At 61.9% G+C, this 25,379-nt stretch carries 23 protein-coding genes and 1 pseudogene; 8 read left to right on the top strand and 16 right to left on the bottom strand.

Annotated features, from left to right (window positions below):
- Positions 1-86 precede the first annotated feature (86 nt).
- From AO268_RS11145 to AO268_RS11135, 3 genes are all read right to left on the bottom strand, one after another.
- Positions 87-407: a helix-turn-helix domain-containing protein gene (locus AO268_RS11145; protein ID WP_076962255.1), complete on the bottom strand. Its 321-nt coding sequence runs from the start codon at positions 405-407 to the stop codon at positions 87-89.
- Positions 391-756: a type II toxin-antitoxin system RelE/ParE family toxin gene (locus AO268_RS11140; RefSeq protein WP_076962256.1), complete on the bottom strand. Its 366-nt coding sequence runs from the start codon at positions 754-756 to the stop codon at positions 391-393. Before AO268_RS11140 ends, AO268_RS11145 begins: the two co-directional genes overlap by 17 nt.
- Positions 757-990: 234 nt before the next feature.
- On the bottom strand, positions 991-2,262 hold the full coding sequence (locus tag AO268_RS11135) for an aspartate aminotransferase family protein (protein ID WP_099168687.1): 1,272 nt from the start codon (positions 2,260-2,262) through the stop codon (positions 991-993).
- Between the two features lie 206 nt (positions 2,263-2,468).
- Between AO268_RS11135 and AO268_RS11130 the strand changes: the two genes are divergently transcribed.
- On the top strand, positions 2,469-3,389 hold the full coding sequence (locus tag AO268_RS11130) for a LysR family transcriptional regulator (protein WP_099168686.1): 921 nt from the start codon (positions 2,469-2,471) through the stop codon (positions 3,387-3,389).
- 227 nt (positions 3,390-3,616) lie between these two features.
- Here the strand turns inward: AO268_RS11130 and AO268_RS11125 are convergent, their stop codons facing one another.
- The 10 genes and pseudogenes from AO268_RS11125 to bioB all read right to left on the bottom strand — a co-directional run bounded on the left by AO268_RS11125 (position 3,617) and on the right by bioB (position 14,426).
- A complete protein-coding gene (locus AO268_RS11125; RefSeq protein ID WP_099168685.1) occupies positions 3,617-5,395 on the bottom strand; it encodes an acyl-CoA dehydrogenase C-terminal domain-containing protein in 1,779 nt (592 codons plus the stop codon).
- A 210-nt stretch (positions 5,396-5,605) separates the two neighbouring features.
- Positions 5,606-5,787, bottom strand: a pseudogene (locus AO268_RS11120) (acyl-CoA dehydrogenase); the annotation flags it as partial.
- Positions 5,788-5,878: 91 nt separating this feature from the next.
- Positions 5,879-7,171, bottom strand: a complete 1,293-nt coding sequence (locus AO268_RS11115) for a GGDEF domain-containing protein (RefSeq protein ID WP_099168684.1) — start codon at positions 7,169-7,171, stop codon at positions 5,879-5,881.
- A 222-nt stretch (positions 7,172-7,393) separates the two neighbouring features.
- Positions 7,394-9,199 (bottom strand): phenylacyl-CoA dehydrogenase, encoded by a 1,806-nt coding sequence (locus AO268_RS11110; protein ID WP_029296902.1) that lies wholly within the window; start codon positions 9,197-9,199, stop codon positions 7,394-7,396.
- A 241-nt stretch (positions 9,200-9,440) separates the two neighbouring features.
- Positions 9,441-9,722, bottom strand: a complete 282-nt coding sequence (locus AO268_RS11105; RefSeq protein WP_076962261.1) for a pyrroloquinoline quinone biosynthesis protein PqqE — start codon at positions 9,720-9,722, stop codon at positions 9,441-9,443.
- A gap of 107 nt (positions 9,723-9,829) precedes the next feature.
- On the bottom strand, positions 9,830-10,510 hold the full coding sequence (gene bioD, locus AO268_RS11100) for a dethiobiotin synthase (protein ID WP_076962262.1): 681 nt from the start codon (positions 10,508-10,510) through the stop codon (positions 9,830-9,832).
- Positions 10,507-11,319: a malonyl-ACP O-methyltransferase BioC gene (bioC, locus tag AO268_RS11095; RefSeq protein ID WP_099168683.1), complete on the bottom strand. Its 813-nt coding sequence runs from the start codon at positions 11,317-11,319 to the stop codon at positions 10,507-10,509. Before bioC ends, bioD begins: the two co-directional genes overlap by 4 nt.
- The gene (locus tag AO268_RS11090) at positions 11,312-12,043 is read right to left on the bottom strand and encodes an alpha/beta fold hydrolase (protein ID WP_099168682.1); all 732 of its coding nucleotides are present in this window, start codon (positions 12,041-12,043) and stop codon (positions 11,312-11,314) included. The genes bioC and AO268_RS11090 overlap by 8 nt, the downstream gene beginning before the upstream one ends.
- On the bottom strand, positions 12,036-13,214 hold the full coding sequence (gene bioF, locus AO268_RS11085; protein WP_099168681.1) for an 8-amino-7-oxononanoate synthase: 1,179 nt from the start codon (positions 13,212-13,214) through the stop codon (positions 12,036-12,038). Before bioF ends, AO268_RS11090 begins: the two co-directional genes overlap by 8 nt.
- A gap of 156 nt (positions 13,215-13,370) precedes the next feature.
- Positions 13,371-14,426, bottom strand: coding sequence for a biotin synthase BioB (gene bioB / locus AO268_RS11080; RefSeq protein WP_099168680.1), 1,056 nt, complete (start codon positions 14,424-14,426; stop codon positions 13,371-13,373).
- A gap of 91 nt (positions 14,427-14,517) precedes the next feature.
- Here bioB and AO268_RS11075 point away from each other — a divergent pair, with 91 nt between their 5' ends.
- The 4 genes from AO268_RS11075 (at position 14,518) to rarD (ending at position 18,195) form a co-directional block, all read left to right on the top strand.
- Positions 14,518-15,255, top strand: a complete 738-nt coding sequence (locus AO268_RS11075) for a ComF family protein (protein ID WP_076962267.1) — start codon at positions 14,518-14,520, stop codon at positions 15,253-15,255.
- A 65-nt stretch (positions 15,256-15,320) separates the two neighbouring features.
- Positions 15,321-16,085, top strand: coding sequence for a TOBE domain-containing protein (locus AO268_RS11070; protein ID WP_099168701.1), 765 nt, complete (start codon positions 15,321-15,323; stop codon positions 16,083-16,085).
- Between the two features lie 128 nt (positions 16,086-16,213).
- A complete protein-coding gene (locus AO268_RS11065) occupies positions 16,214-17,188 on the top strand; it encodes a serine/threonine protein kinase (protein ID WP_076962268.1) in 975 nt (324 codons plus the stop codon).
- A gap of 122 nt (positions 17,189-17,310) precedes the next feature.
- Positions 17,311-18,195 carry an EamA family transporter RarD gene (rarD, locus tag AO268_RS11060; RefSeq protein WP_076962269.1) on the top strand — a complete coding sequence of 295 codons (885 nt, stop codon included), beginning with the start codon at positions 17,311-17,313 and terminating at the stop codon, positions 18,193-18,195.
- Between the two features lie 110 nt (positions 18,196-18,305).
- Here rarD and AO268_RS11055 read toward each other — a convergent pair whose 3' ends face one another.
- Complete coding sequence (locus AO268_RS11055) at positions 18,306-18,824, bottom strand: glycine cleavage system protein R (protein WP_076962270.1); 519 nt, start codon at positions 18,822-18,824, stop codon at positions 18,306-18,308.
- Between the two features lie 445 nt (positions 18,825-19,269).
- On the opposite strand from AO268_RS11055, the gene AO268_RS11050 reads away from it, so the two are divergent.
- On the top strand, positions 19,270-21,447 hold the full coding sequence (locus AO268_RS11050) for a malate synthase G (RefSeq protein ID WP_099168679.1): 2,178 nt from the start codon (positions 19,270-19,272) through the stop codon (positions 21,445-21,447).
- Positions 21,448-21,513: 66 nt separating this feature from the next.
- Here AO268_RS11050 and AO268_RS11045 read toward each other — a convergent pair whose 3' ends face one another.
- Positions 21,514-21,903: a hypothetical protein gene (locus tag AO268_RS11045; RefSeq protein ID WP_099168678.1), complete on the bottom strand. Its 390-nt coding sequence runs from the start codon at positions 21,901-21,903 to the stop codon at positions 21,514-21,516.
- Positions 21,904-22,035: 132 nt separating this feature from the next.
- Positions 22,036-22,482: a response regulator gene (locus AO268_RS11040; RefSeq protein WP_076962273.1), complete on the bottom strand. Its 447-nt coding sequence runs from the start codon at positions 22,480-22,482 to the stop codon at positions 22,036-22,038.
- 248 nt (positions 22,483-22,730) lie between these two features.
- Between AO268_RS11040 and AO268_RS11035 the strand changes: the two genes are divergently transcribed.
- Both AO268_RS11035 and AO268_RS11030 read left to right on the top strand, forming a co-directional pair.
- Positions 22,731-24,653, top strand: coding sequence for a putative nucleotidyltransferase substrate binding domain-containing protein (locus tag AO268_RS11035; protein WP_099168677.1), 1,923 nt, complete (start codon positions 22,731-22,733; stop codon positions 24,651-24,653).
- The gene (locus AO268_RS11030) at positions 24,650-25,357 is read left to right on the top strand and encodes a 3'-5' exonuclease (RefSeq protein ID WP_076962275.1); all 708 of its coding nucleotides are present in this window, start codon (positions 24,650-24,652) and stop codon (positions 25,355-25,357) included. The genes AO268_RS11035 and AO268_RS11030 overlap by 4 nt, the downstream gene beginning before the upstream one ends.
- Positions 25,358-25,379: the final 22 nt, after the last annotated feature.

Below are 25,379 nucleotides of genomic sequence, written 5' to 3'. Positions count from 1 at the left end.
AAAAAATCGGCTCGTGTGAGCCGTACAGCTAATCGACCCTGGCCGCGCGTGAGGGTTCAGTGGAATCTGGCACCGGGCCATCCTCCTCAGGCGAGGATCTCCAACCCGTGCTTTTGCACGATGCTCAGCAACTTGAGCGCCATGCCGCTGGGCTGCTTCTCGCCGGATTCCCATTGCTTGACTGTCGAGGCGCTGGTGTTCAGGTAGCGGGCGAACACTGGCTGGCTGACATGGCTACGTTCGCGCAGCTGCTTGATCTGGGCGGCAGGTATCTGCGCCGGCACAGGCGCAATGCATAGCTCATCGAACTCCCGAAGGGTGGTCTTGCTGATGGCACCGATCGAATGCAGCGCGCTGGCCGATTGGTGAATGGATTCCAGCGCTTCACTTTCATATTTTTTGCTCATGATGTATCTCCACAAACTCCCTGAGATCCAGTAATTGCTGGATCTGTATTTCGTTCAAGCCTTCATAGGCCTTTGCCAATGCCCTAAACCCAGCCAATTCCTTGTGGCTGATATTGCTTTGATCTTGCTTGGCGAACAGAAACTGATAAACCCAGTAATGCCTGCCCTTTGCCAAAACGATGGAACGATGCCGGTTGTGATTGAGGCGTTTCTTCCAGACGCCACCGCCCAAGTTATCCGCTTGGCCCCTGAGCATTTCGCCAAATGCCTCTCCCAACTCCGAATCGCAGATCCAGGCTTTGCTGGCGGCATCAGCAAAATGCCGGCTTTTGAACAGTCTGAGCTTCATAGGCATCCCTTCCCCATAAACATACCACTCAGTGGTAGATATTAGAAATAGGGCACACACAAAAATCTCTGCACCCTACCGGCACTCCCTGCCGGCGCCCGCTAAAAAGCCATTTTTTTCGACGGATCTCAAGCCTCCTTTTCAATCCAAAAATGACACACAAAAAAACGCCCCCAGCCAAAAGAATCAGGCTGGAGGCGCCGCGTATACCGCGAGACGGTTCAGAAATAAGGGTTAAACAGCGATGCCCTTGCGGCATTGCAATTGAGCGGTGTGCACGCGGGAAAAGGCACGGGCCAGACGCAGTAGCATTTCGTCAATATTGCTCTTGCTTAACGTCAGCGCCGGGGTAAAGCGCAGGCAGTCGGGTTGGGGGGCATTAAGGATCAGGCCTTCATACAGTGCCGCCTTTACCACGGCATCCGCCGAATCATCTGACAAACTCAGGCCCCACAACAGGCCCTGGCCCCGCAGCTCGCCCTGGCCATAGCGGTGGGCAAGGCGCGCCAGGCCTTCGCCCAGGTACTGGCCGGTATCACGCACGTGTTCGAGGAAGCCGTGACCCAGCACGCTATCGAGCACGGCAACGCCGGCTGCCGCCATCAGGGCATTGCCGTGATGGGTGCCTTCCAGCTCACCGGGTTCAAAGCAGCAGGCTGTGCCGCGGGCCAGCAGCGCAGCCAATGGCACTCCGCCGCCCAGGCCTTTGCCCAGGGCCACGATGTCGGCGCGCACGCCGTAGTGTTGTTCGGCCAGCAAGGTAGCGCAACGGCCCATCCCGGTCTGCACTTCGTCAAGGATCAGCAGAATGCCCAGCTCTCGGCACAGCCGCTCCACCCCCTTGAGGTAATGCTCGGTGGCCGGAATGACGCCGGCGTCGCCCTGGATCGGCTCCAGCATAATCGCCACGGTTTGCGCGTCGACGGCGGCATGCAAGGCCGGCAGATCGTTGAACGGTACGTGGCAGAAGCCCGGCAGTTGCGGCTCGAAACAATTGTCACCAGAAGCCGCCCGTGTCGCCAGGCTGCGGCCGTGGCAAGCGTGGCTGGCGGTAATGATGCGATAGGCGCCGCCACGATGCCGTTGGCCCCACTTGCGCGCCAGCTTGATGGCCGCCTCGCAGGCTTCTGCCCCGCTGTTAAGCAGGTAGGCCTGGTCGCTGCCGGTGCTGTGGCACAGGCGGTCTACCAGGTTTAGTTGGCTGCGGTTGTGCAGCCCTATGCCAGGGTTGATCAGCGCCTGCGCCTGGTCGGCCAGCGCGCGCACCAGCACCGAAGGGCTGTGGCCAAGGCTGTTGGCAGCGCCACCCTGGGTAAAGTCCAGGTAGGCACGGCCTTCGCTGTCCCACAACCAGGAACCCTGGCCACGAACGAAGACCTGAGGTGGCCGGGCCACGGTGGGCATCAGGGATTGGCTGGAAAACTCATCGCACAGCATCGGGGTTTTCGCGCCCAGGAGCAGATCATCCAGGCTCGGTGCCGGGCGGCGCAGGTTGAACAGGTTCATGCCTGCACACCCCGCAGGGTGTTGGCAACTCCGGGTTGCCGGGAGTCCGGCCTGTCGTTTTTTGCCTTGCCTATGTAAACACCATCGCTGTAAACGGTATTCATCGCGCTTTCTGGCCCTGTAAGCCTTGTGAATAGGCGCTAGACTAGGCGCCTTGGGGGCGTTCAGCCATTTCGATTTTGCAGCTTTTTCGATAAGCGTTACTTATGGATTTTAAGCAACTGCGTTATTTCGTCGCGGTGTACGAGGAAGGTCATGTCGGCCGGGCCGCTGAACGTCTGTCGATCTCCCAGCCGGCGCTGTCGCAGCAGATCCGCCAGTTGGAGCAGCACCTGGACGTGAGCCTGTTCGAGCGCAGCAGCAAGCGCCTGCTGCCAACCCTGGCCGCGCACACCTTGTACAACCACGCTCTGCCATTGCTCGATGGCATGCAGCAAGCCATCGAGGCCCTGCGCCACTTCAAGGGCCAGGCCCTGCGTACTCTGGCCATCGGCGTGCTGCAAACCGTGCATACCAGCCTGGTGCCGCAAATGCTGGAGCGGGTACGCAAAGCCCAGCCGCACCTGGTGGTGCAGATCTACGAGTTGACGGGCCTGGAGATCGAACGCCGCCTGCTCAATGGCTCGCTGGACATTGGCATCAGTTACTTGCCGGCACGCCAGCCCGGTTTGCACGGTGTGCTGCTGTATGAAGATGAACTGAAAGTGGTCATCCCGGCTGACCATCCCTTGCGTGAATTCAAGAAGGTCTCCCTCAAGCAAGCGGCGGAGCTGCCCATGCTGCTGTTGGGGGAAGAGTTCCAGGTCCGGCAGATCTGGCAGGCGCAGCTGGCGAACCTGGGGCGTCGGCCACAGGTGCAAGCGGAGCTGAACACCATGGTGGGGATTCTCGACAGCCTGCCCCATACCAAACTGGCGACGGTACTGCCCGGCCGCTCGCAGGACGAACACAGCAGCCAGGCGCTGCTATGGAAGCCCTTGAGTGAGCCACGGGTGCCGCTGAAAGTGGGGTTGGTGTGCCGCGATGTACAACGCCAACAAGCGACGCTGGCGTTGCTGCGCACCTTGCTCGAAGACGTGATGAATGGTCCACATGGGCCGGCCGCCACGGTAGACGGGCTGGCCTGAACTTTTTCGCGCCCAATAAGAAAACCCCGCCGAAGCGGGGCTTTGCAGACTGTTTCCCTGACATCCATTTCACTCCGCCATCCTGGCAGAATCCTACGTGTCCCTGTTGTTGCTTTGCGCTTCCTGCGCGACGTCCATGTGAAGTAGATTAGCTGTGGATCCAATCTGGCGATAGAGGACGATTAGCAGCACGTCATGTAAGAGAATGCTTACACGCCCTCCTTGGATTAGAACTGCGCTTCATCCAGCAGGAATAGCGATTCACTACCGGCCTTCACCGAGGCGCTCAGGGAGTGGATGCGCGGCAACAGGCGGGCAAAGTAGAAGCGCGCCGTCCCCAGCTTGCTGGCGTAGAAGTCTTCCTCGGCCTCTTTGCCCAAGGCAGCCTTGGCCATCAGCGCCCACATATAGGCATAGGCCATATAGCCAAAGGCATGCAGATACTCCACCGAGGCCGCGCCGATTTCATTCGGGTTGGTCTTGGCGCGGTCCAGGACCCAGGCAGTCAAGGTGTCGAGCTCGTCCACCGCCGCACTCAGCGGCTGGGTGAACTCGGCCAGGTCACTGCTGGCAGTGGCGATGAAATGGCGGATCTCATCGGCAAACAGGGTGTAGAACGCCCCGCCGCTGCCAACGATCTTGCGCCCCATCAAGTCCAGCGCCTGGATACCGTTGGTGCCTTCGTAGATTTGGGTGATGCGCACATCCCGCACCAACTGCTCCTGGCCCCACTCGCGGATATAGCCATGGCCGCCGAAAATCTGCTGGCCGTGCACAGTGGTTTCCAAACCCAGGTCGGTGAGGAACGCCTTGGAGACCGGGGTCAGCAGCGCCACCAGGTCATCCGCGCGCTTGCGGGTCGCGGCGTCTTCGCTGAACTTGGCGGTGTCCAGTTGCATCGCCACATAAGTGGAAAATGCCCGGCCGCCTTCGTTTGCCGCCTTCATGGTCAGCAACATGCGACGTACGTCGGGGTGGTTGATGATCGGGTCGGCGATCTTGTCCTTGGCCTTGGGGCCGGTCGGCGAACGGCTTTGCAGACGGTCACGGGCATACTCAACAGCGTTCTGATAAGAGCGCTCGCCGGTCGCCAGGCCCTGGATACCGACACCCAGGCGCTCATAGTTCATCATGGTGAACATCGCCGCCAGGCCACGGTTCGGCTCGCCGACCAGGTAGCCAACGGCTTCGTCGAAGTTCATTACACAGGTCGCAGAGGCCTGGATCCCCATCTTGTGTTCGATCGAGCCACAGCTCACCGGGTTGCGCGCGCCCAGGCTGCCATCGGCATTGACCATGAACTTGGGCACCAGGAACAACGAGATGCCCTTGGGACCGGCCGGGGCGTCCGGCAACTTGGCCAGCACCAGGTGGATGATGTTCTCGGTGAGGTCGTGTTCGCCACCGGTGATAAAAATCTTGGTGCCGCTGACCTTGTAGGAACCGTCCGCCTGCGGCTCGGCCTTGGTGCGGATAATCCCCAGGTCGGTGCCGGCATGGGGCTCGGTCAGGCACATGGAACCGGCCCACACGCCCGCGTACATATTCGGCAGGTAGGTGGCTTTAAGTTCGTCGCTGGCGTGGGTGTTGATCGACACGCAGGCGCCGGACGTCAGCATTGGGTACAAGCCAAACGCCAGGCCCGAGGAGTTGATCATTTCTTCGACCTGGGCCGAGACCGCCTTGGGCATGCCCATGCCGCCGTAGGCCGGGTCGCCACCCACGCCCACCCAGCCGCCTTCGGCATAGGTCTTGTAGGCTTCGGGGAACCCGGCCGGGGTGGTGACCACGCCATTGTCCCAGCGGCAACCTTCCTCGTCGCCGCTGCGGCTCAACGGGGCGATGGTCTTGGCGGTGACTTTGCCGGCTTCCTCAAGGATCGCCTCGACCGTTTGCGCATCCACGGTCTCGGCCAGGGCCGGCAGTTGCGCCCACAGCTTGGCAACCTCGAATACTTCGTTGAGGACGAAGCGCATATCGCGCAGCGGCGCTTTGTAGTCAGCCATGGCAAACCTCGTAGGAACGTTAAAAGTGATTCGGTAGGATCGGTTTCACAGACCCTGAGTGTAACCGAACAACTTTTGTGACACATAGGGTCTGCTTGTGACCAATTGGTATTTCACAGTCACACCGACAGCTACAAGGCGAACAGCTCGGCGGGCAAACTCATCAGGCAATCACTGCCCGCCTCCACCGCCGCACGATGGGCACTGGTGCGCGGTGAAGTACGTCAGGGCGCGGTTGCCTTCGTTGAAGGCTTTCATGGTCAGCAACATGCGCCGTGCACGATGATCAGGTCTGCCGGTTTGTCCGGGGCCTTGGCGCCGCTCAGGGAGCGCATTTGCAGGCGCTCGTTGGCATATTTGATCGCACCCTGGAAGCTCGCCTCCCCCAGGCATGGGGAGGTCTCCGGCAGCAGATGGCTTAAACCTACTGGCGCCGGTGGCCCCGGACAATCACTGTACAGGCGCTGAATACACCGCCATCACTCAACCGGCAGCGCCCTGCATGCGCACCGCGCCACGGCGGTTCTGCCCGGCGGCAACCACGCAGTTACGCCCGGCGCCCTTGGCGTTGTACAGCGCCTGGTCAGCGCACTTGAGCACCTCTTCCGGGGTGCGCTGCTCGGCCTGGCGCTCGGCGACGCCGATGCTCACCGTCACCGACACACTGGACGCCCCCGTGCCCGAACGGCGCTGGCGCCCCTGCTGATCGTCCTGAGGGCGGCTGTCCGGGTTGCGCAACTTGATGTGGTAGTTGGCAATGATCTCGCGGATTGCTTCCAGGTGCGGCAGGCATTCGTCCAGGGTCTTGCCGGCAAACACCACGGCAAACTCTTCGCCACCATACCGATAGGCCCGGCCGCCGCCGCCGACTTTCGACAGTTTGCTGGCCACCAACCGCAGCACCTGGTCGCCGACGTCATGGCCGTGGGTGTCATTGAACCGCTTGAAGTGGTCGACGTCGCTCATCGCCAGCACATAGTTGCGGCCCAGGCGCTGCATGCGCTCATTGAGGGCGCGGCGTCCCGGCAGGCCGGTGAGTTCATCGCGAAAGGCCATCTGATAGGCCTCATGGGACACCCCCGCGGCAATCATTAACATCACCTGGCTGCACATGATGTTCAGGGTGAACGGCAGGATAAAGGTCTGCGGCAACATCCAGAATATCCCCAGCAACCCCACCAGTTGCGCGGCATGCAACGGCCGAGGCTCGCGCCAGTACTGCGCCGCCAGTGCAACAAAGCCCAGCAGGAACACCGGGTATGACAGCTGGATCAAGCTCATCCACGCCCCATGCAGTGCCGGCCAGCGAATTTCCGCCAGCCAGTTGAGCAACGGCTCCGGGTAACTCTGCTCCAGGCCCAGGGCCACGCTGCCTACGGCGAGCAGCACCGCACAGCGTGCGATAAAGTCGCGGAACAAGTGGGTTTTTTCCTGCCATAGGGCATAGATGCTGAACAACATCGGCAACAGCAGGCACACCAGATGGAACACCACGGCGGCGTCTTCGCGCACGCGGCCATGGTCACGATAGAAATCGGTCTGGGTGTCCAGCAGGAAGTAGGCAACGTACACCGTCACCATCAGGAACAGCTCACGCTGGCGGCGGTACACCGCGCAATAGGCACCGCCCAGCAACAGCACCAGGGTCGGCAGGACATTGAACAGCGAGGTGAAGAAGACGCTGAGGTCCTTGACGTAAGCAGCCGACAACCCCGCCAGCAATAACAGCAACGATGGTAGGAAATGACTGAAACGTACAGCAGACGCGCGCGACAAGGGTAAAGCTCCGACCCACAAAAAAAAGATGGCACAGTGCCTTCGCTGCTCACAGTTAAGCACACTCAATGTGACCTACGTCACATTGCCATCACTGTAACGGCAGCAAGGCGCAATCCCTGAGCGCGCCACTCAGGTTTTTTCACCCTCNTTTTTCCCCCCCCCCACAAAAAAGCCGCCGCTCCCGAAAGAGCGGCGGCTTGGCAGGGAACCCGCCGAGGCTTAGTAGCCCAGGTCGAAGTTCTCTTCTTTCATGTCCATCAGGTTGTTGGCGCCCGACAACATGGTAGCGACGTGGGTGCGGGTACGCGGCAGGATGCGCTGGAAGTAGAAGCGCGCGGTCTGCAGCTTGGCGGTGTAGAAGCCTTCTTCGCTGGTGCCGGCAGCCAGTTTTTCGGCAGCCAGGCGCGCCATGTCGGCCCAGAAGTACGCCAGGCAGGCATAACCGGAGTACATCAGGTAGTCCACCGACGCGGCACCGACTTCTTCACGGTCCTTCATGGCGGCCATGCCGACCTTCATGGTCAACTCGCCCCATTCCTTGTTCAGTGCCGCCAGCGGTGCGACGAACTCGCTGACCGCTGCGTTGCCTTCGTTGGCCTGGCAGAACTTGTGCACGATCTTGGTGAAACCCTTGAGCGCTTCGCCCTGGGTCATCAGCACTTTACGACCGAGCAGGTCCAGGGCCTGGATACCGGTGGTGCCTTCGTACAGCATCGAGATGCGGCTGTCGCGAACGTTCTGCTCCATGCCCCACTCGGCGATAAAACCGTGGCCGCCGTAGATCTGTACGCCGTGGTTGGCGGATTCAAAACCGACTTCGGTCATGAACGCCTTGGCGATTGGGGTCATGAAGGCCAGCAGGCCATCCGCCTGTTTCTTGGCTTCGTCGTCGGTGCCGTACTTGACGATGTCCACTTGCTTGGCGGTGAAGTACACCATCGCACGGTTGCCTTCGGCGAAGGCTTTCATGGTCAACAGCATGCGGCGTACATCAGGGTGCACGATGATCGGGTCGGCGGCCTTGTCCGGCGCTTTCGGGCCCGTCAGGGAACGCATTTGCAGGCGGTCACGGGCATATTTGAGGCCACCCTGGAAACCGATCTCGGCGTGGGACAGGCCTTGCAGCGCGGTCCCCAGGCGAGCGGTATTCATAAAGGTGAACATGCAGTTCAGGCCTTTGTTCGCTGGGCCGATCAGGTAACCGGTGGCCGCGTCGAAGTTCATCACGCAAGTGGCGTTGCCGTGGATGCCCATCTTGTGTTCCAGGGAGCCACAGGACACCGCGTTGCGCTCACCCACCGAACCATCGGCGTTGGGTAGGAACTTAGGCACGATAAACAGCGAAATGCCTTTGGTGCCAGCCGGAGCATCCGGCAGGCGGGCCAGTACGATGTGGACGATGTTGTCGGCCATGTCGTGCTCACCGGCCGAGATAAAGATCTTGGTCCCGGAGACTTTGTAGGAACCGTCGGCCTGAGGCTCGGCCTTGGTGCGCAGCATGCCCAGGTCGGTGCCGCAGTGCGGTTCGGTCAGGCACATGGTGCCGGTCCACTCGCCCGAGACCAGTTTGGTCAGGTAGGCATCTTGCTGCTCGGGGGTGCCGTGCTCGGAAATGGTATTCATCGCGCCATGGGACAGTCCTGGGTACATGCCCCACGACCAGTTGGCTTCACCGACCATCTCGCTGACGGCCAGGCCCAGGGATTCCGGCAGGCCTTGGCCGCCGTGCGCGACGTCGTGGGCCAGGCTCGGCCAGCCGCCTTCGACGAATTGCTTGTAGGCTTCTTTGAAACCAGTAGGGGTTTTAACGCCTGACTCGCTCCAGGTGCACCCTTCGATGTCACCGACGCGGTTCAACGGGGCCAGCACTTGCTCACAAAACTTGGCGCCTTCTTCAAGAATGGCGTCAACCATGTCTGGGGTAGCGTCCTGGCAAGCCGGCAGACTCTGATAGTGCGCTTCGTAGCCGAGCAGTTCGTCACGAACGAAGCGAATATCACGCAAGGGGGCCTTGTAGTCAGGCATAGCGATAAACCTCTGCTGATGAATCCTGGAATGAACAACCGCGTGGATTTGTTGTAGCGGTCAAACAGCTGTTTGAAACATACGTTTACGCCCAATCCTTGTCAAGCGCCCAGCGGCTGCCGTTTGTCATGACGCAGGTCAACACCAGGCGCGACGAGGCCTGCAGCGTGATGCCGCACAAATTCCAAGGGGGGATAAAGGTAGGCGCCGGCTGGCGCCTACAGGAGAGTCGGAGGGAGGATCAGGCGTAGGTGTCGATCAGCGTGCCGAGCATTTCGTCGGAAGCCTTGGCAACTTTCGCCCCCAGCTCCACCTGAAACTTGCCCTCGGCCAGTTCCACCATATTGCTCGCCGAGTCGGTCGGCTGGCCGCGATTGACCGCCTGCAAGCGGTCATTCTGCGCATCCGAAGGCTGGCCGGTGGCGGCACTGGCAATGTTACCGGCGGCCTGGTCGACGCGGTTCTGCCCGGCCTGGATAGTGCTCAGGCCTGAATAAAACGCACTGCTTCCAGAGATGTCCATGGCGTGCACCTGCCTTGTAATCAATCGTGAACTCTTATTGAAGCAGACAATCTTGCAAAAGGCCCGTCAATAACACTAATGGCATAATGCCTTAACGGTAGCCAAAACTAATCAAGCAAGTCCAGCTGCAGGTACTCGGCCACCGCTTCGGCCGTGGCCTGCTTGAGCCTTGGCACTCGGCCCAGGCACGGCGCCGGCAGGCGTTCGGCCAAGGTGGCGAGGTTCTCTTCCAGACGGGAGGTCTTCGGGTCGATGATATTGGCCACCCACCCGGCCAGCGGCAACCCGTCCCGGGCGATGGCTTCGGCGCTCAACAACGCATGATTGATGCAGCCCAGGCGCACGCCCACCACCAGAATCACCGGCAATTGCAAGGCCTTGGCCAAGTCCGACAGGTTGTCCTGGCCGGCCAGTGGCACGCGCCAGCCGCCTGCACCTTCGATCAACGTGAAGTCCGCGTGTTGCCCAAGGATGTGCTGCATCGGCTTGAGCAGGGCCTGCACGGTCAACGCCACACCGGCTTCGCGGGCCGCCAGGTGCGGCGCAATGGCTGGCTCGAAGGCCAGTGGATTGACTTCCGCATAGGCCAGCGGCAACGAGCACTCGGCCAGCAAGGCCAGGGCATCGGCGTTACGCAAGCCGCGGGGGGTCACTTCACAGCCCGACGCCACAGGCTTGCCGGCGGCGGTACTCTTGCCCGCTTGCCGCGCGGCGTGCAGCAGGCCGGCCGCAACGGTGGTCTTGCCGACATCGGTGTCGGTGCCGGTGATGAAATAGGCAGCGCTCATAATGGTTTCTCCAATACGGCGTACACGACTTGATAAGTGGCCGGCAGCCCCCGGGCCTGACGGAACTGCTCGTAGGCCTGCACCAGTGCAACAATCCGTGCCCGGCCCGTCAAGCCTCCAGGGCGCCCCGGGTTCAGATTGTGCGCCCCCAAGGCTTTCAATTCGTGGGTCAGGCTGCGTACATCCGGGTAATGCAACACATGGGGGCGCTGCTCCAGGCTCACCACGCGCAAACCACTGGCCGCGCACAGCTGTTGATACGTGCTGAACAGGCGAAAGCGATTGACGTGCACCATCCCGTCCGCCGCCCGCCAGCTTTCGCGCAGCTCATCCAGCGTGCCGACGCACAGGCTGGCAAACGCCAGCACCCCGCCAGGCTGCAGCACGCGCCGGGCTTCACTGAGCACCGCGGCAAAATCGGCACACCACTGCACCGCCAGACTGGAGAAGATCAACCCGCAGCTTGCATCGCGTAGCGGCAAGCGCTCGGCATCCCCGGCGATAAAGTGCTCGGCACCGCCCAGGGGCCGTGCGTGGTTGAGCATGCCTTCGGCGATATCCAGCGCCAGGCCTTGGCCCTGGGGAAACACGGTGTTCAATGCGCGGCTGAAAAACCCGGTGCCGCAACCCAGGTCGAGCCAGCGCCCGGGTATCAGCGCCGGCGGCAGGCGCTGGATCAGCGCGCCGCCCACGTCACGCTGCAACGCGGCCACACTGTCATAACTGGCCGCCGCCCTGGAAAACGACGCCGCGACCTGGCGCTTGTCGGGCAAGGCGCCCGGCAGGGGAGGATGGGACAAATCAGTCATCACCGCACTCATGCAAAAAAGCCTGGATCGCCCCCGCCACTCCGTGGGGGTTGTCCAGTAGGAAAGCGTGGCCGGCCTGTTCAATCAGGCCGATCTCGACATCTGGCAGCAACTTCAACAACTCAATAGCCGCCTCACAGGGCACCAACTCATCCAGGCCGGCAAACAGGTGCAACTGCGGGCCACGAAAGGCCTGCAAGGCCTCGCGGGTGTCCAGTTGCGCGAGCAGCTCAAGGCCGCTCATCAGCACCCTGGAAGGGGCCGCCGGCGCGCTGCTGACCAGCAGCCGCGCAATGCCCCGTGGGTCGTGCGTACCCTTGGCGCACAGCAGGCCGAAGCGTTTGAGGGTGACTTGCGAGTCGGCATGGCAGCCGGCCAGGAACCCATCGAACGCCTGCGCTGGCATCGCGCTGGGCCAGCCCTCATGCGCTACAAAACAGGGGTTGCTGGCCAAGGTCAGCAGGCCGCAGCAGCGCTCGCCGCGCCGTGCCGCCAACTCGGACGCAAGCATCCCGCCCAACGACCAGCCGCCCAGCCAGGCGTTATCGGGCAAGGTGGCGTCGAGTTCGTCGAGCCATTCGTCGAGGTCGCTGCCCACCAGCGCCGGCAACGGCTCGATATCCACCCGCAGGCGCTCGTCCAGGCCGCGCAAGGCGGCGGCCAAGGGTTCCAGCGGCGAGACCCCCAGGCCCCAGCCGGGAAGCAATATCAGTCGGTCACGCATGGTCGGACTCCCGGCCTGACAAGCGGAAACACTCGTCCAATGCCTCTAACAATAGCCGTACCTGCGCCTCGCTGTGGGCAGCGGTCAAGGTCACGCGCAAGCGCGCGCTGCCAGCCGGCACCGTGGGCGGGCGGATGGCCGTGACCATGATCCCGCGCTCGCGCAGCATCTGTGACAGGCGCATCGCCCGGCCACTGTCGCCAATCATGATCGGCTGGATCGGCGTGAAGCTGTCCATCAGCGCCAGACCGATCTGCTCCGCGCCCTGACGGAACTGGCGGATCAGCGCGTGCAGATGCTCGCGCCGCCAGTGCTCGCTGCGCAGCAGCTCCAGGCTTTTCAGGGTGGCGCAGGCCTGCGCCGGCGGTTGGCTGGTGGTGTAAATGTATGGGCGGGCGAACTGAATCAGGCTTTCGATCAGGTCCTCACTGCCAGCCACAAACGCCCCGGCGGTGCCGAAGGCCTTGCCCAGGGTGCCGACCAATACCGGCACATCCTCCTGGCTCAGGCCGAAATGCTCGACAATCCCGCCGCCCGTGGCGCCCAGCGGCCCAAAGCCATGGGCGTCATCCACCATCAGCCAGGCGCCCTTGGCCCGGGTCTCGCGGGCCAGCGCCGGCAGGTCCGCCAGGTTGCCGTCCATGCTGAACACACCGTCGGTGACCACCAGGGTATTGCCGCAGGCCTTTTCCAGGCGCTTGGCCAGGCTGACCGCATCGTTGTGCAGATAACGATTGAAGCGTGCGCCAGAGAGTAAACCCGCATCCAGCAGGGACGCGTGGTTGAGCCGGTCTTCGAGCACCGTATCGCCCTGCCCCACCAAGGCGGTGACAGCTCCAAGGTTGGCCATATAGCCGGTGGTGAACAGCAAGGCACGCGGGCGGCCGGTGAATTCGGCCAGCGCTTCCTCTAACTCATGGTGCGGGGTGCTGTGGCCAACCACCAAGTGTGAGGCACCACCGCCCACGCCCCAACGGGCAGCCCCGGCCTGCCAGGCCTCGATCACTTGTGGGTGATTGGCCAGGCCCAGGTAGTCGTTATTGCAAAAGGCCAATAGCGGCTGGCCGTCCACCACCACTTGCGGGCCCTGGGGGCTTTGCAGCAGTGGGCGCTGGCGATAGAGATGCTCTGTACGGCGGGCAGCGAGGCGCGCGGCGAGATCGAAAGACATGCTGGCCTCGGTAGATCAGGTTGAACTCGACCCACTGTGGGAGCTGGCTTGCCTGCGATAGCGGTGGGTCAGCCAATACATGAGGTGACTGATAGGTCGCTATCGCAGGCAAGCCAGCTCCCACATTTGGATTGCATTCCAATAGGGGGATGGGGGTCAGACGGCCGCGTTGTAGAACTGCTCGCTGCTTTTCTGCTCGACCAACGCCTGCTCAATCGCCGCCTGGTGCACTTCATCGGCATGTTCTTCGCGGGCTTCGGGCAGGATGCCCAGGCGCGAGAACAGTTGCATGTCCTTGTCCGCCTGCGGGTTGGCGGTGGTCAGCAATTTGTCGCCGTAGAAGATCGAGTTGGCACCGGCAAAGAACGCCAGGGCCTGCATCTGCTCGTTCATCGCCTCGCGGCCGGCAGACAGGCGCACATGGGATTGCGGCATCAGGATACGGGCCACGGCAAGCATGCGGATAAAGTCGAACGGGTCGATATCCTCGGCATTCTCAAGCGGCGTACCGGCCACCTTGACCAGCATGTTGATCGGCACCGATTCGGGATGCTCCGGCAGGTTGGCCAGTTGGATCAGCAGGTTGGCGCGGTCGTCCAGGGACTCGCCCATGCCGAGGATGCCGCCCGAGCAGATCTTCATCCCCGAGTCACGCACATACGCCAGGGTCTGCAGGCGTTCGCTGTAGGTGCGGGTGGTGATGATCGAGCCGTAGAACTCCGGCGAGGTATCCAGGTTGTGGTTGTAGTAGTCCAGGCCGGCCTGGGCCAGGGCCTCGGTCTGGTCCTGGTCGAGACGGCCGAGGGTCATGCAGGTTTCCAGGCCCATGGCCTTCACGCCCTTGACCATCTGCAACACGTAGGGCATGTCTTTGGCCGACGGGTGCTTCCAGGCGGCGCCCATGCAGAAGCGGGTCGAGCCGATGGCCTTGGCGCGCGCCGCCTCTTCGAGGACTTTCTGCACCTCCATCAACTTTTCTTTTTCCAGGCCGGTGTTGTAGTGGCCCGACTGCGGACAATATTTGCAATCTTCCGGGCAGGCGCCGGTCTTGATCGACAACAAGGTGGACACCTGCACGCGGTTGGCATCGAAATGCGCGCGGTGCACGGTCTGCGCCTGGAACAGCAGGTCATTGAACGGCTGGACGAACAGGGCTTTGACTTCGGCCAAAGACCAGTCATGACGCAAGGTGGCAGTGAGGCTGGCGCTCATGGGCGATTCCTTGTTTATGCTTGGGCAAGCGCTGTGGGGAGGGAATACCCACAGGCACGACACGGATGTTCGGCATATTTAAGGAAGATTCATGCACTGTCAACCTGACTACAAACACGAAGTTTACATTTGGTTAAAAAGCAATCAAACCTGCTTGATCTGCGATGAAGCCACGGATTCATCTTCGACCGTGTGTAACGCCTGCGAAATCGACCTGCCGTGGCTGACGCACGGCTGCCAGGTGTGTGCCCTGCCCTTGCCGGCGAGCGGCCTGATCTGCGGCCAATGCGTGCGGTCGCCACCTGCGTTCAAACAGGTGGTTGCGCCCTGGCGCTACAGTTTTCCGCTGGACAGCCTGATCAGCCGCTTCAAGCACCAGGGCAAATGGCCCCTGGGCCACCTGCTGGCGAGCCTGTTGGGGCAATGCCTGCAAGACCGCTTCGACAACGCCGAACTGACGCGGCCCGACCGCTTGCTTGCGGTGCCGATGGCCGCCAAACGCCTGCGCCAACGCGGCTATAACCAGGCCGCCATGCTCGCCCGCTGGCTGAGCCGGGACCTCGACCTGCCCCTGGATGAACACCTGCTGTTGCGCCCCCATGCCACCATCGCCCAGCAACAACTGGACGCCAAACAACGCCAGCGCAACCTGCTCAAGGCCTTTGCCCTGGCCCCTGGCGCACAGGTGCAGGGCCAGCACCTGGCGCTGGTAGACGATGTGCTGACCACCGGCGCCACCGCCCACAGCCTGGCCCGCTTACTGCTGCATGCCGGTGCGCGCCAGGTCGACGTGTATTGCCTGGCGCGCACGCCCAAGCCCGGCACATGACTTGACTCTGGCGGCGCGTGCCCGCAACGTCCCGGGTATTCCAAGCCAGTGTGCAGCCGTTCGCCATGCCTTTACCGTCCCTGTTGAGCCAACATATTGTCCGCCGCCCGCAGCGCATCGCCTTGCTGCAACATATCGCCGAGCAGGGCTCCATCACCCGTGCCGCGAAAAGCGCCGGCTTGAGTTACAAGGCGGCCTGGGATGCCATCGATGAATTGAACAACCTGGCGCAAAAGCCCCTGGTCGAACGCAGTGTGGGCGGCAAGGGCGGCGGCGGTGCGCGGTTATCGGCAGAGGGCGAACGGGTGCTGCGCCTGTATCAACGCCTGCAAACCCTGCAAGCCCAGGTGCTGGCGGCAGCCGAAGACGCCAGCGACTTCAACCTGCTGGGCCGCCTGATGCTGCGCACCAGCGCGCGCAACCAATTGCATGGCCAGGTGATCGCCATCAACTGCCACGGCCGCAATGATCGGGTGCGCCTGGAACTGGCCGGCGGCTTGACCCTCGATGCGCAGATCACCCATGACAGCACCCTGCGCCTGGAGCTGGAAATCGGCACGCAGGTGGTGGCATTGATCAAGGCCGGGTGGCTGGAGCTGATTGCTGCCGACCAGGCGCCGACGCCTGGGTTCAACTGCATGGGCGGCCAGGTCGAGGCGGTTCTTGAGGCCGATGATGGCCCCAGCGAGGTGCGCATCGCCTTGCCCAGTGGCCTGGTGCTGTGCGCGCTGGTGGCGCCCGAGCAACTCAAGGCGCAGGGGGCCGGTGAGGGGAAGCAGGTCCAGGTGCAGTTTGCGCCGAGCAATGTGCTGTTGGGCACGCCGGTGTAGGTGATCTTGAGGGACTCATCGCGGGCAAGCCCGCTCCCACAGGCGATGGCACACACACCACCTATCCAGGGCCCGGTGCGCTACCATACCCGGCCGGACGCGGCGACCTGCTGCGCGCAGGAGTTCGCATGGCCCACCCGTTTGAAACATTGACCCCCGACCTGGTTCTCGACGCAGTCGAAAGCATCGGTTTCCTCAGCGATGCTCGCGTATTGGCGCTCAATAGCTACGAAAACCGTGTCTATCAAGTCGGCATCGAAGACAGCGAGCCGCTGATCGCCAAGTTCTACCGGCCCCAGCGCTGGACCAACGAGGCGATCCTCGAAGAACACCGCTTCACCTTTGAACTGGCCGAGTGCGACGTGCCGGTCGTGGCCCCGATGATCCATAACGGCGCAAGCCTGTTCGAGCACGCGGGCTTTCGTTTTACCCTGTTCCCCCGCCGTGGTGGGCGGGCGCCGGAGCCGGGCAACCTCGATCAGTTGTACCGCCTTGGGCAATTGCTCGGGCGCTTGCATGCGGTGGGCGCCACCCGCCCCTTCGAGCACCGCGAAGCCCTGGGCGTGAAGAACTTCGGCCATGACTCCCTGAACACCTTGCTCGACGGCAATTTCATCCCCAAGAGCCTGTTGCCCGCCTACGAATCCGTGGCCCGCGACCTGCTCAAGCGCGTGGAGGATGTGTACAGCGCCACGCCGCACAAGAACATTCGCATGCATGGCGACTGCCACCCCGGCAACATGATGTGCCGCGACGAGATGTTCCATATCGTCGACCTCGACGACTGCCGCATGGGCCCGGCGGTGCAGGATTTGTGGATGATGCTCGCCGGCGATCGCCAGGAATGCCTGGGGCAGCTGTCAGAGTTGATGGACGGCTACCAGGAGTTCCACGACTTCGATCCCCGCGAACTGGCCCTGATCGAACCCCTGCGCGCCCTGCGCCTGATGCACTACAGCGCGTGGCTGGCGCGGCGCTGGGATGACCCGGCGTTCCCCCACAGCTTCCCGTGGTTTGGCAGCGAGCGGTATTGGGGCGATCAGGTTCTGGCCCTGCGCGAGCAATTGTCGGCGCTTAACGAAGAGCCCCTGAAACTCTTCTGACCCTTGTATGAGCCGGCAAGCCGGCTCATACACGTTTTGCGGTGATTACGTTTTCAGCACACATTTGCTGATAAACATCCTTACAATCGCAGCATTGTTAGCTGCCTAAGCAAGGATTCTGCATGCAAGCCGCCAACCCGCGTCGCGGGTATATCCTGGGCCTCAGTGCCTACATCATCTGGGGCCTGTTCCCCCTCTACTTCAAAGCCATCGCCAGCGTGCCGGCCGCCGAAATCATCGTCCACCGCGTGTTGTGGTCGGCGCTGTTCGGCGGTTTGCTGCTGCTGGTGTGGAAACATCCCGGCTGGTGGCGCGAACTGCGGGACAACCCCAAGCGCCTGGCGATCCTGGCGTTGAGCGGCTCGCTGATCGCCGGCAACTGGCTGACCTATGTGTGGTCGGTCAACAGTGGGCGCATGCTCGAAGCCAGCCTGGGTTACTACATCAACCCGCTGGTCAACGTGCTGCTGGGCATGCTGATCCTCGGCGAACGCCTGCGGCGCCTGCAATGGGTGGCCGTCGGGCTGGCCGCCGTGGGGGTGATGCAACAGGTGTGGCAGGTCGGCAGTTTGCCGTGGGTGTCGCTGGTGCTGGCGCTGACCTTTGGCTTCTATGGCTTGATCCGCAAGCAGGCGCCGGTCAAGGCGCTGCCCGGGCTGGTGGTGGAAACCTGGATGCTGGTGCCAATTGCCCTGGCATGGCTGCTGCTCAACCCCGCCGCCCATAGCGCCAATATGGCGTTCTGGAGCACGTCCGAGGCCTGGTGGCTGGTGGCCGCAGGCCCGGTGACATTGATTCCGCTGGTGTGTTTCAACGCCGCAGCGCGGCATTTGCCCTACACCACCCTCGGCTTCCTACAGTACTTGGCGCCGACCCTGGTGCTGCTGCAGGCGGTGCTGCTGTTCGATGAACACATGAGCCCCGCCAGCCTGGTGGCCTTTGTGTTTATCTGGGCAGGGCTGGCGGTGTACAGCATCGATGCGTGGCTCAGTCTGCGCAAACGCTGATCAAATAATGTACAAAGCTTTGCAGGCCACGGCTGCCGTGGCCTGGCGCCGGCTCTCTACAGTTTATCCACAGGCCCATGCAAGATTTCCATGAACAACCCTGTGGAGGGTTATTCCTCGCTGCGCAGTTGCAGTTCCACCATCAAATCATCGGCCAGGGTTTCCAGGGCCGCCTGCAACTCATCCAATGCCAGGCTGGAAGGCACCGCCAGCGCGGCTTCGGCGTGAAACAACGGGTCACTGCTCATGGGCGCCGGACGCACGTCGGTGCTCAGGCGCTCCAGGTTGACCCCTTGCTTGCTCAATAGCGCGGTGATCTCACGCACGATGCCGGGTCGGTCATTGCCCACCAGGGTCATCAGGATCGGCTTGCTGGCCGACGCCTGCGTGCCGCTGCTCTCGCCCACCAGCACCCGGATGCCATGGGTGGACAGGTCCTCCAGGGCGCTGACCAGCTCACTGCGGTTCTCCATCGGCACACTGACCCGCAGGATCCCGGCAAATTGCCCGGCCATATGGGCCATGCGACTTTCCAGCCAGTTGCCACCGCGCTCGGCAATGCAGTGGGCGACACGTTCAACCACGCCGGGTTTGTCGGCGGCGATAACAGTGAGTACGAGATGCTCCATGGCGACAGCCCTCTTGTTGTGGACTAGCCAGTATAGGCAGATACGCCGGCTCCCACCTTGACCGCAGGCCGGTGAAGAAAAACAAATCGTGTACCATTTTTATATTTATCTGGAACAATCCATTGGTTTTTTGAGAACATCCCGTACCCCGCTGTGACCGTACAGCCAAAGTGGGTCGCTAAACGACGTATTTAGTCTAATTTTCACAACCGCAACTCATCATGTAGTATGCCTCGGCGCGCACTACATAACGTTAGGTCGATGTCTGCCCAGGCGCCGTCGCAACCCCGAACACCCCGTCAACCAGCCTTGCGCCGTTGATTGGAACCACCCAGCCGCCGTGATGGCATGTACTGGTGCCGGGTTTGTGGTTTAAATGGCCAGAGGCTTCATTGGTAAATTGAAAAGCTGAAAAGCGAATTAGCTCCGCAGAGTGAGGCAAGCAATGACTGAACACGTTCAAGTCGGTGGCCTGCAGGTCGCCAAAGTCCTGTTCGACTTCGTGAACAACGAAGCCATTCCCGGTACCGGCCTGACCGCCGACCAGTTCTGGGCCGGCGCCGACAAGGTCATCCACGACCTGGCACCGAAGAACAAAGCCCTACTCGCCAAACGCGACGATTTCCAAGCGCGGATCGATGCCTGGCACCAGACCCACGCCGGCCAGGCCCACGACGCGGTGGCCTACAAAGCCTTCCTGCAAGATATTGGCTATCTGCTGCCAGAAGTGGCGGATTTCCAGGCGACCACCCAAAACGTCGATGACGAAATCGCCCGCATGGCCGGCCCACAGCTGGTGGTGCCGGTGATGAATGCGCGGTTCGCCCTCAACGCCTCCAACGCGCGCTGGGGCTCGCTGTACGACGCGCTATATGGCACCGACGCCATCAGCGAAGCCAACGGCGCCGAGAAAGGCCAGGGCTACAACAAGGTGCGTGGCGACAAAGTCATCGCCTTCGCCCGTGCCTTCCTCGACGAAGCCGCCCCGCTCGCCGCCGGCAGCCATGTCGATTCCACCGCCTACAAGATCGTCGAAGGCAAGCTGGTGGTCAGCCTCAAGGGCGGCAGCAACAGCGGCCTGCGCAGCGACGCCCAGTTGATCGGCTACCAGGGCGATGCCGCCCAGCCCATCGCCATCTTGTTGAAGCACAACGGCCTGCATTTTGAAATCCAGGTCGATGCCAGCACCCCGGTCGGCCAGACCGACGCCGCCGGCGTCAAAGACATCCTGATGGAAGCCGCGCTGACCACCATCATGGACTGCGAAGACTCGGTGGCCGCCGTCGATGCCGATGACAAAGTGGTGATCTACCGCAACTGGCTCGGCCTGATGAAGGGCGACCTGGCCGAAGAAGTGGCCAAGGGCGGCAAGACCTTCACCCGCACCATGAACGCCGACCGCACCTACACCGGTGTCGATGGCAATGCCGTGACCTTGCACGGTCGTTCGCTGTTGTTCGTGCGCAACGTTGGCCACCTGATGACCATCGACGCGATCCTCGACGCCCAGGGCAATGAAGTGCCCGAAGGCATCCTCGATGGCCTGATCACCAGCCTGGCCGCGATCCACAGCCTCAATGGCAACAACAGCCGCAAGAACAGCCGCACCGGCTCGGTGTACATCGTTAAACCGAAAATGCACGGCCCGGAAGAAGCGGCGTTCACCAACGAGTTGTTCGGCCGCATCGAAGACGTGCTGAACCTGCCGCGCAACACCCTCAAGGTCGGGATCATGGACGAGGAGCGCCGCACCACGGTCAACCTCAAGGCCTGCATCAAGGCGGCCAGCGAGCGCGTGGTGTTTATCAACACCGGCTTCCTCGACCGTACCGGCGACGAAATCCACACCTCCATGGAAGCCGGCGCGATGGTGCGCAAAGCCGCGATGAAGGCCGAAAAATGGATTGGCGCCTACGAGAACTGGAACGTCGATATCGGCCTGAGCACCGGCCTGCAAGGCCGCGCGCAGATCGGTAAAGGCATGTGGGCCATGCCCGACCTGATGGCGGCCATGCTCGAACAGAAAATCGCACACCCGCTGGCCGGCGCCAACACCGCGTGGGTGCCGTCGCCGACCGCCGCGGCCTTGCACGCGTTGCATTACCACAAGGTCGACGTGTTTGCCCGCCAGGCCGAACTGGCCACGCGCGCACGGGCTTCGGTGGACGATATCCTGACCATCCCGCTGGCGCAGAACACCGACTGGTCCGAGGAAGAAATCCGCAACGAACTGGACAACAACGCCCAGGGCATCCTCGGTTATGTGGTGCGCTGGATCGACCAGGGCGTGGGTTGCTCGAAAGTGCCGGACATCCACGATGTGGGCCTGATGGAAGACCGCGCTACCCTGCGTATCTCCAGCCAGCACATTGCCAACTGGCTGCGCCATGGCGTCGTCAACGAAGCCCAGGTGCTGGAAAGCCTCAAGCGCATGGCGCCGGTGGTGGATCGGCAGAATGCCGGTGATGCGCTGTACCGCCCGCTGGCTCCGGATTTCGACAGCAATATCGCGTTCCAGGCCGCGGTGGAGTTGGTGATTGAAGGGACCAAACAGCCCAATGGTTATACTGAGCCGGTGTTGCATCGGCGGCGGCGGGAGTTCAAGGCCAGGAATAGTTTGTAACGGGTCATTGAAATGAAAAAGCCCCGGTCATATGGCCGGGGCTTTTTATATGGTGTGTAGCAAGACTTAACTGACAATAATCACATAATTGCCCGAAAGCTCAGCCTGAGACCCAGCCCCAGAGCCAGTTCCGTCAACTTTTACGCCGGTCAATGTGCCCGTATGCACGTTACCGACAACTTTCACCTGGATGGCGCCTGCAACCGAATGAGTAAAAGTGCGCCCTGCAGGGTCCAGATAATTTATACGAAACTGCGTGTGCGTTAAGTTGTGAGTGCCCTGCCCAAGGGGCTGGCCGTAGCCAATATTCAGGTGCGTGCTATCACTACTGGCGACCAGCGAGACCCCAGATGGAGTGCCAGAAAACTGATCCGGAAAAAAACGTTGATCTTGCTTATCGACACGCGCCGTGATGTTAGCTTCGACTGTTGTAACGCCGTTACATTCATTAGTCATGGTGAACTCCTGTTCGCTGCATTTAGTAGAGGCGCTGATTCCAAACCAGCACCCTCCCAACGATTAAACAGGCCCCCCCAAAACCGCCGATACTGTGAAATCTGACAGTGCCGACCAACGGTCAACCCCCGCCTACTGCGCCATCCCCAACTCACGCTTGACCATCTTCGCCAACTTCACGCTATCAATCGGCTTGAGCAAAAAGTCCACCACGCTCAAATGCATGGCGTCGATCACATCCGGTGCGTCGGCGTCCCCCGACATGATGATGATCGGCAATGCCGCCCGGGGAGAGTTGCGCACCTGGCGAATCAATTCCAGGCCATTGCTGGGTGCCATGCGCAGATCGGTGATCAATAAACCGATGGACGTGTTGGCGCTCAACAAATCCCACGCGGCCTGGCCACTGGCCGCCGTCATGCAACGAATACCATCCATCCCGAGAATTTGCGCCAGCAGTTCACAGGAGTCTTTATCGTCGTCCACGATCAATACCCGTTGCGGCGGCAAATCAGGCTCCAGCATCACGGCGCTCAGCGCCTCGCGCTCGGCCTCACTCAAAATATCGTCGTCGGACATACGTTTCTCAGGTCATTTTTATCACTCTCCCGGCACAGAAGTCAGACATCGCCGGAAGGGCGAACAATGTGCACTTCGTCGGAAAGTTTTCCTAGTGGGCGTTCTACGGGTTCGGGACGATTTTCATGTAAGGTTTTTCCCTAGTTTTTGAAGGCCGGATAGCTACCTAGACTTACGTCCAATGGGCACCCGCCGCGTAGGGACCGACCATGAGGGACGATAACGACAAAAAAACTGCGGTCATGGTTATGAGTAAAGCTGACGCTTTCACCCAGGCAGGGAAAACTGCGGTGTTGCAGAACATTCACGGCACCCTGCAGTTCCTGCAACGCTTCCCGCCCTTCAACCAGATGGAAAACGCCCACCTGGCGTTTCTGGTGGAGCAGTGCCAATTGCGCTTCTACGGCCCCGGCGAGAGCATTCTCAAGCCATCGGCAGGCCCGGTGGAGCACTTCTATATAGTTAAGCAGGGGCGCGTGATCGGTGAACGGCCGGACTCGGCGCAAACCACCTTCGAGATCACCACCGGCGAATGCTTCCCCCTGGCCGCGCTGCTGGGGGAGCGGGCGACCCGCACCGAACACAAGGCCGCCGAAGACACCTTCTGCCTGCAATTGAACAAGCCGGCGTTTATCAAGCTGTTTGCCCTGTCCGGCCCGTTCCGTGACTTTGCCTTGCGCGGGGTCAGCAGCCTGTTGGACCAGGTCAACCAGCAAGTCCAGCAGAAAGCCGTGGAAAATCTCGGCACCCAGTATTCGCTGAACACCCGCCTCGGCGAATTGGCCATGCGCCATCCGGTGACATGCGGCCCGCTGACGCCGCTGCGTGAGGCGGTCACGCAGATGCATGAGCAGCAGGTCGGCAGCATTGTGGTGGTCGATGAGCACAAGGCGCCCCTGGGGATTTTCACCCTGCGTGACCTGCGCCATGTAGTGGCCGACGGCACTAGTGACTTCACCCAGGCCATCGCACAGCATATGACCCAGGCACCGTTCTTCCTCAGCCCGGATCACAGTGCCTTCGACGCGGCGATTGCCATGACCGAACGGCATATCGCCCATGTGTGCCTGGTCAAGGATCAGCGCCTGTGTGGCGTGGTGTCCGAGCGCGATCTGTTTTCCCTGCAACGGGTCGACCTGGTGCACCTGGCGCGCACCATCCGTAATGCGCCCCGGGTGGACAACCTGGTGGCGATCCGGGGTGAGATCGGCCAGTTGGTCGAACGCATGCTGGCCCATGGCGCGTCCTCGACCCAGATCACCCATATCATCACGTTGCTCAACGATCACACGGTGTGCCGGGTCATCGAACTGAGCATCGCCGACAAAGGCGACCCCGGTGTGCCCTTCAGCTGGCTGTGTTTCGGCAGCGAAGGCCGCCGCGAGCAAACCCTGCATACCGACCAGGACAACGGCATCCTGTTCGAGGCCCGCGACGCCGCCCATGCCGCCGAGATTCGCGGCCTGCTGCTGCCCCTGGCGCAGCAGATCAACCAGAGCCTGGCGCTGTGCGGCTTTACCCTGTGCAAAGGCAATATCATGGCCGGCAACCCCGAGCTGTGCCTGTCCCGTGCCGAATGGGCCCGGCGCTTTGCCGCGATGATCCGCGAGGCGACGCCAGAGAACCTGCTCAAATCCAGCATCTACTTCGACCTGCGGGTGGTGTGGGGCGATGAGCAAGGCTGTGAGCAACTGCGCCAGGGCATTCTTGAGCAGGTGGCGGACAACCGTCTGTTCCAACGGATGCTGGCCGAGAACGCCTTGCGCCAGCGCCCGCCGGTGGGGCGTTTCCGCGACTTTGTGCTGACGCGTAAGGGCTCGGACAAGGCCACCCTCGACCTTAAGGTGCAAGGCCTCACGCCCTTCGTCGATGGCGCCCGCCTGCTGGCCCTGGCCAATGGCATCGCCGCCAACAACACCCTGGAGCGCTTGCGCCAACTGGTGGATCACGCGGTGATCGAACGCCTGGACGGCGCGGCCTATGAAGAGGCCTACCACTTTATCCAGCAAACCCGCATGCAGCAGCACCAGTTGCAGACCCGCGAGAACCTGCCGTACTCCAATCGGGTCGATCCCGACAGCCTCAACCACCTGGACCGGCGCATCCTGCGCGAATCCCTGCGCCAGGCCCAACGCCTGCAAAGCAGCCTGGCCCTGAGGTATCAGCTGTGAGCCTGTTCAATTGGCTGCGCCCTGCCCGGCCAGGCCTGGATGCCCGGCAACAGGCGCGCCTGCAACAGCTGGCCGCCCCCAAGGCGCTCGGTGAGCACAGTCTGCGCGAGCAGCGCTGGGTGGTGCTGGACCTGGAAACCAGCGGCCTGAACCTTAATCGCGACCAGGTACTGTCGATTGGCGCGGTGGTGATCGAAGACGGCGCCATCGACTTTTCCCAGCAATTTGAACGGACCCTGCAGCGGGCGGAAACCAAACTCAGCCCCAGCGTACTGATCCACGGCCTCGGCCCCAGTGCAATCGCCGCCGGGTGCGATCCGGTCGAGGCGTTGCTGGACTTCATGGCCTTTGTCGGCGACAGCCCGCTGCTGGCGTTCCATGCGCCGTTCGACCAACACATGCTTGGGCGCGCGCTCAAGGACAGCCTGGGTTATCGCCTGGCTCATCCATTCCTCGACGTGGCGGACCTGGCGCCGCTGCTGTGCCCGCAAGCGCATATCCGCGAAGCGGGCCTGGATGACTGGCTCGCCCATTTCAACCTGCAGGTGGGTGAGCGCCATCATGCCAGCGCCGATGCCCTGGCCACTGCCGAGCTGATGTTGATTCTGTTCAGCCGCGCCCGCCAGCAAGGGCTGGACAGCCCAGGCGCGTTGCAGCAGCGCCTGGGCCAGTGGAAACGTCGCAAGCAGGCCCCCTCCCTATAGGCAGCATCAGCCGACCAACGCC

Origin of the sequence: Pseudomonas sp. ICMP 8385 (genome assembly GCF_002699915.1) — a bacterium.
Classification (GTDB): domain Bacteria; phylum Pseudomonadota; class Gammaproteobacteria; order Pseudomonadales; family Pseudomonadaceae; genus Aquipseudomonas; species Aquipseudomonas gessardii.
Note: the sequence above shows the minus strand (reverse complement) of the source record. Positions and strands in the feature narration are given on the sequence as shown.

Bases quoted from the DNA above. Each gene is read 5' to 3' on its own strand.
- AO268_RS11130 (WP_099168686.1), top strand. From the start codon at position 2,469: ATGGATTTTAAGCAACTGCGTTATTTCGTCGCGGTGTACGAGGAAGGT.
- bioD (WP_076962262.1), bottom strand. From the start codon at position 10,510: ATGAGCGCTGCCTATTTCATCACCGGCACCGACACCGATGTCGGCAAG.
- AO268_RS11090 (WP_099168682.1), bottom strand. From the start codon at position 12,043: ATGCGTGACCGACTGATATTGCTTCCCGGCTGGGGCCTGGGGGTCTCG.
- bioF (WP_099168681.1), bottom strand. From the start codon at position 13,214: ATGTCTTTCGATCTCGCCGCGCGCCTCGCTGCCCGCCGTACAGAGCAT.
- AO268_RS11065 (WP_076962268.1), top strand. From the start codon at position 16,214: ATGGCCCACCCGTTTGAAACATTGACCCCCGACCTGGTTCTCGACGCA.
- AO268_RS11055 (WP_076962270.1), bottom strand. From the start codon at position 18,824: ATGGAGCATCTCGTACTCACTGTTATCGCCGCCGACAAACCCGGCGTG.
- AO268_RS11040 (WP_076962273.1), bottom strand. From the start codon at position 22,482: ATGTCCGACGACGATATTTTGAGTGAGGCCGAGCGCGAGGCGCTGAGC.
- AO268_RS11035 (WP_099168677.1), top strand. From the start codon at position 22,731: ATGAGTAAAGCTGACGCTTTCACCCAGGCAGGGAAAACTGCGGTGTTG.
- AO268_RS11045 (WP_099168678.1), bottom strand. From the start codon at position 21,903: ATGACTAATGAATGTAACGGCGTTACAACAGTCGAAGCTAACATCACG.
- AO268_RS11110 (WP_029296902.1), bottom strand. From the start codon at position 9,199: ATGCCTGACTACAAGGCCCCCTTGCGTGATATTCGCTTCGTTCGTGAC.
- AO268_RS11075 (WP_076962267.1), top strand. From the start codon at position 14,518: ATGCACTGTCAACCTGACTACAAACACGAAGTTTACATTTGGTTAAAA.
- bioB (WP_099168680.1), bottom strand. From the start codon at position 14,426: ATGAGCGCCAGCCTCACTGCCACCTTGCGTCATGACTGGTCTTTGGCC.
- AO268_RS11145 (WP_076962255.1), bottom strand. From the start codon at position 407: ATGAGCAAAAAATATGAAAGTGAAGCGCTGGAATCCATTCACCAATCG.
- AO268_RS11050 (WP_099168679.1), top strand. From the start codon at position 19,270: ATGACTGAACACGTTCAAGTCGGTGGCCTGCAGGTCGCCAAAGTCCTG.
- AO268_RS11125 (WP_099168685.1), bottom strand. From the start codon at position 5,395: ATGGCTGACTACAAAGCGCCGCTGCGCGATATGCGCTTCGTCCTCAAC.
- AO268_RS11140 (WP_076962256.1), bottom strand. From the start codon at position 756: ATGAAGCTCAGACTGTTCAAAAGCCGGCATTTTGCTGATGCCGCCAGC.
- bioC (WP_099168683.1), bottom strand. From the start codon at position 11,319: ATGACTGATTTGTCCCATCCTCCCCTGCCGGGCGCCTTGCCCGACAAG.
- AO268_RS11105 (WP_076962261.1), bottom strand. From the start codon at position 9,722: ATGGACATCTCTGGAAGCAGTGCGTTTTATTCAGGCCTGAGCACTATC.
- AO268_RS11135 (WP_099168687.1), bottom strand. From the start codon at position 2,262: ATGAACCTGTTCAACCTGCGCCGCCCGGCACCGAGCCTGGATGATCTG.
- AO268_RS11070 (WP_099168701.1), top strand. From the start codon at position 15,321: ATGCCTTTACCGTCCCTGTTGAGCCAACATATTGTCCGCCGCCCGCAG.
- rarD (WP_076962269.1), top strand. From the start codon at position 17,311: ATGCAAGCCGCCAACCCGCGTCGCGGGTATATCCTGGGCCTCAGTGCC.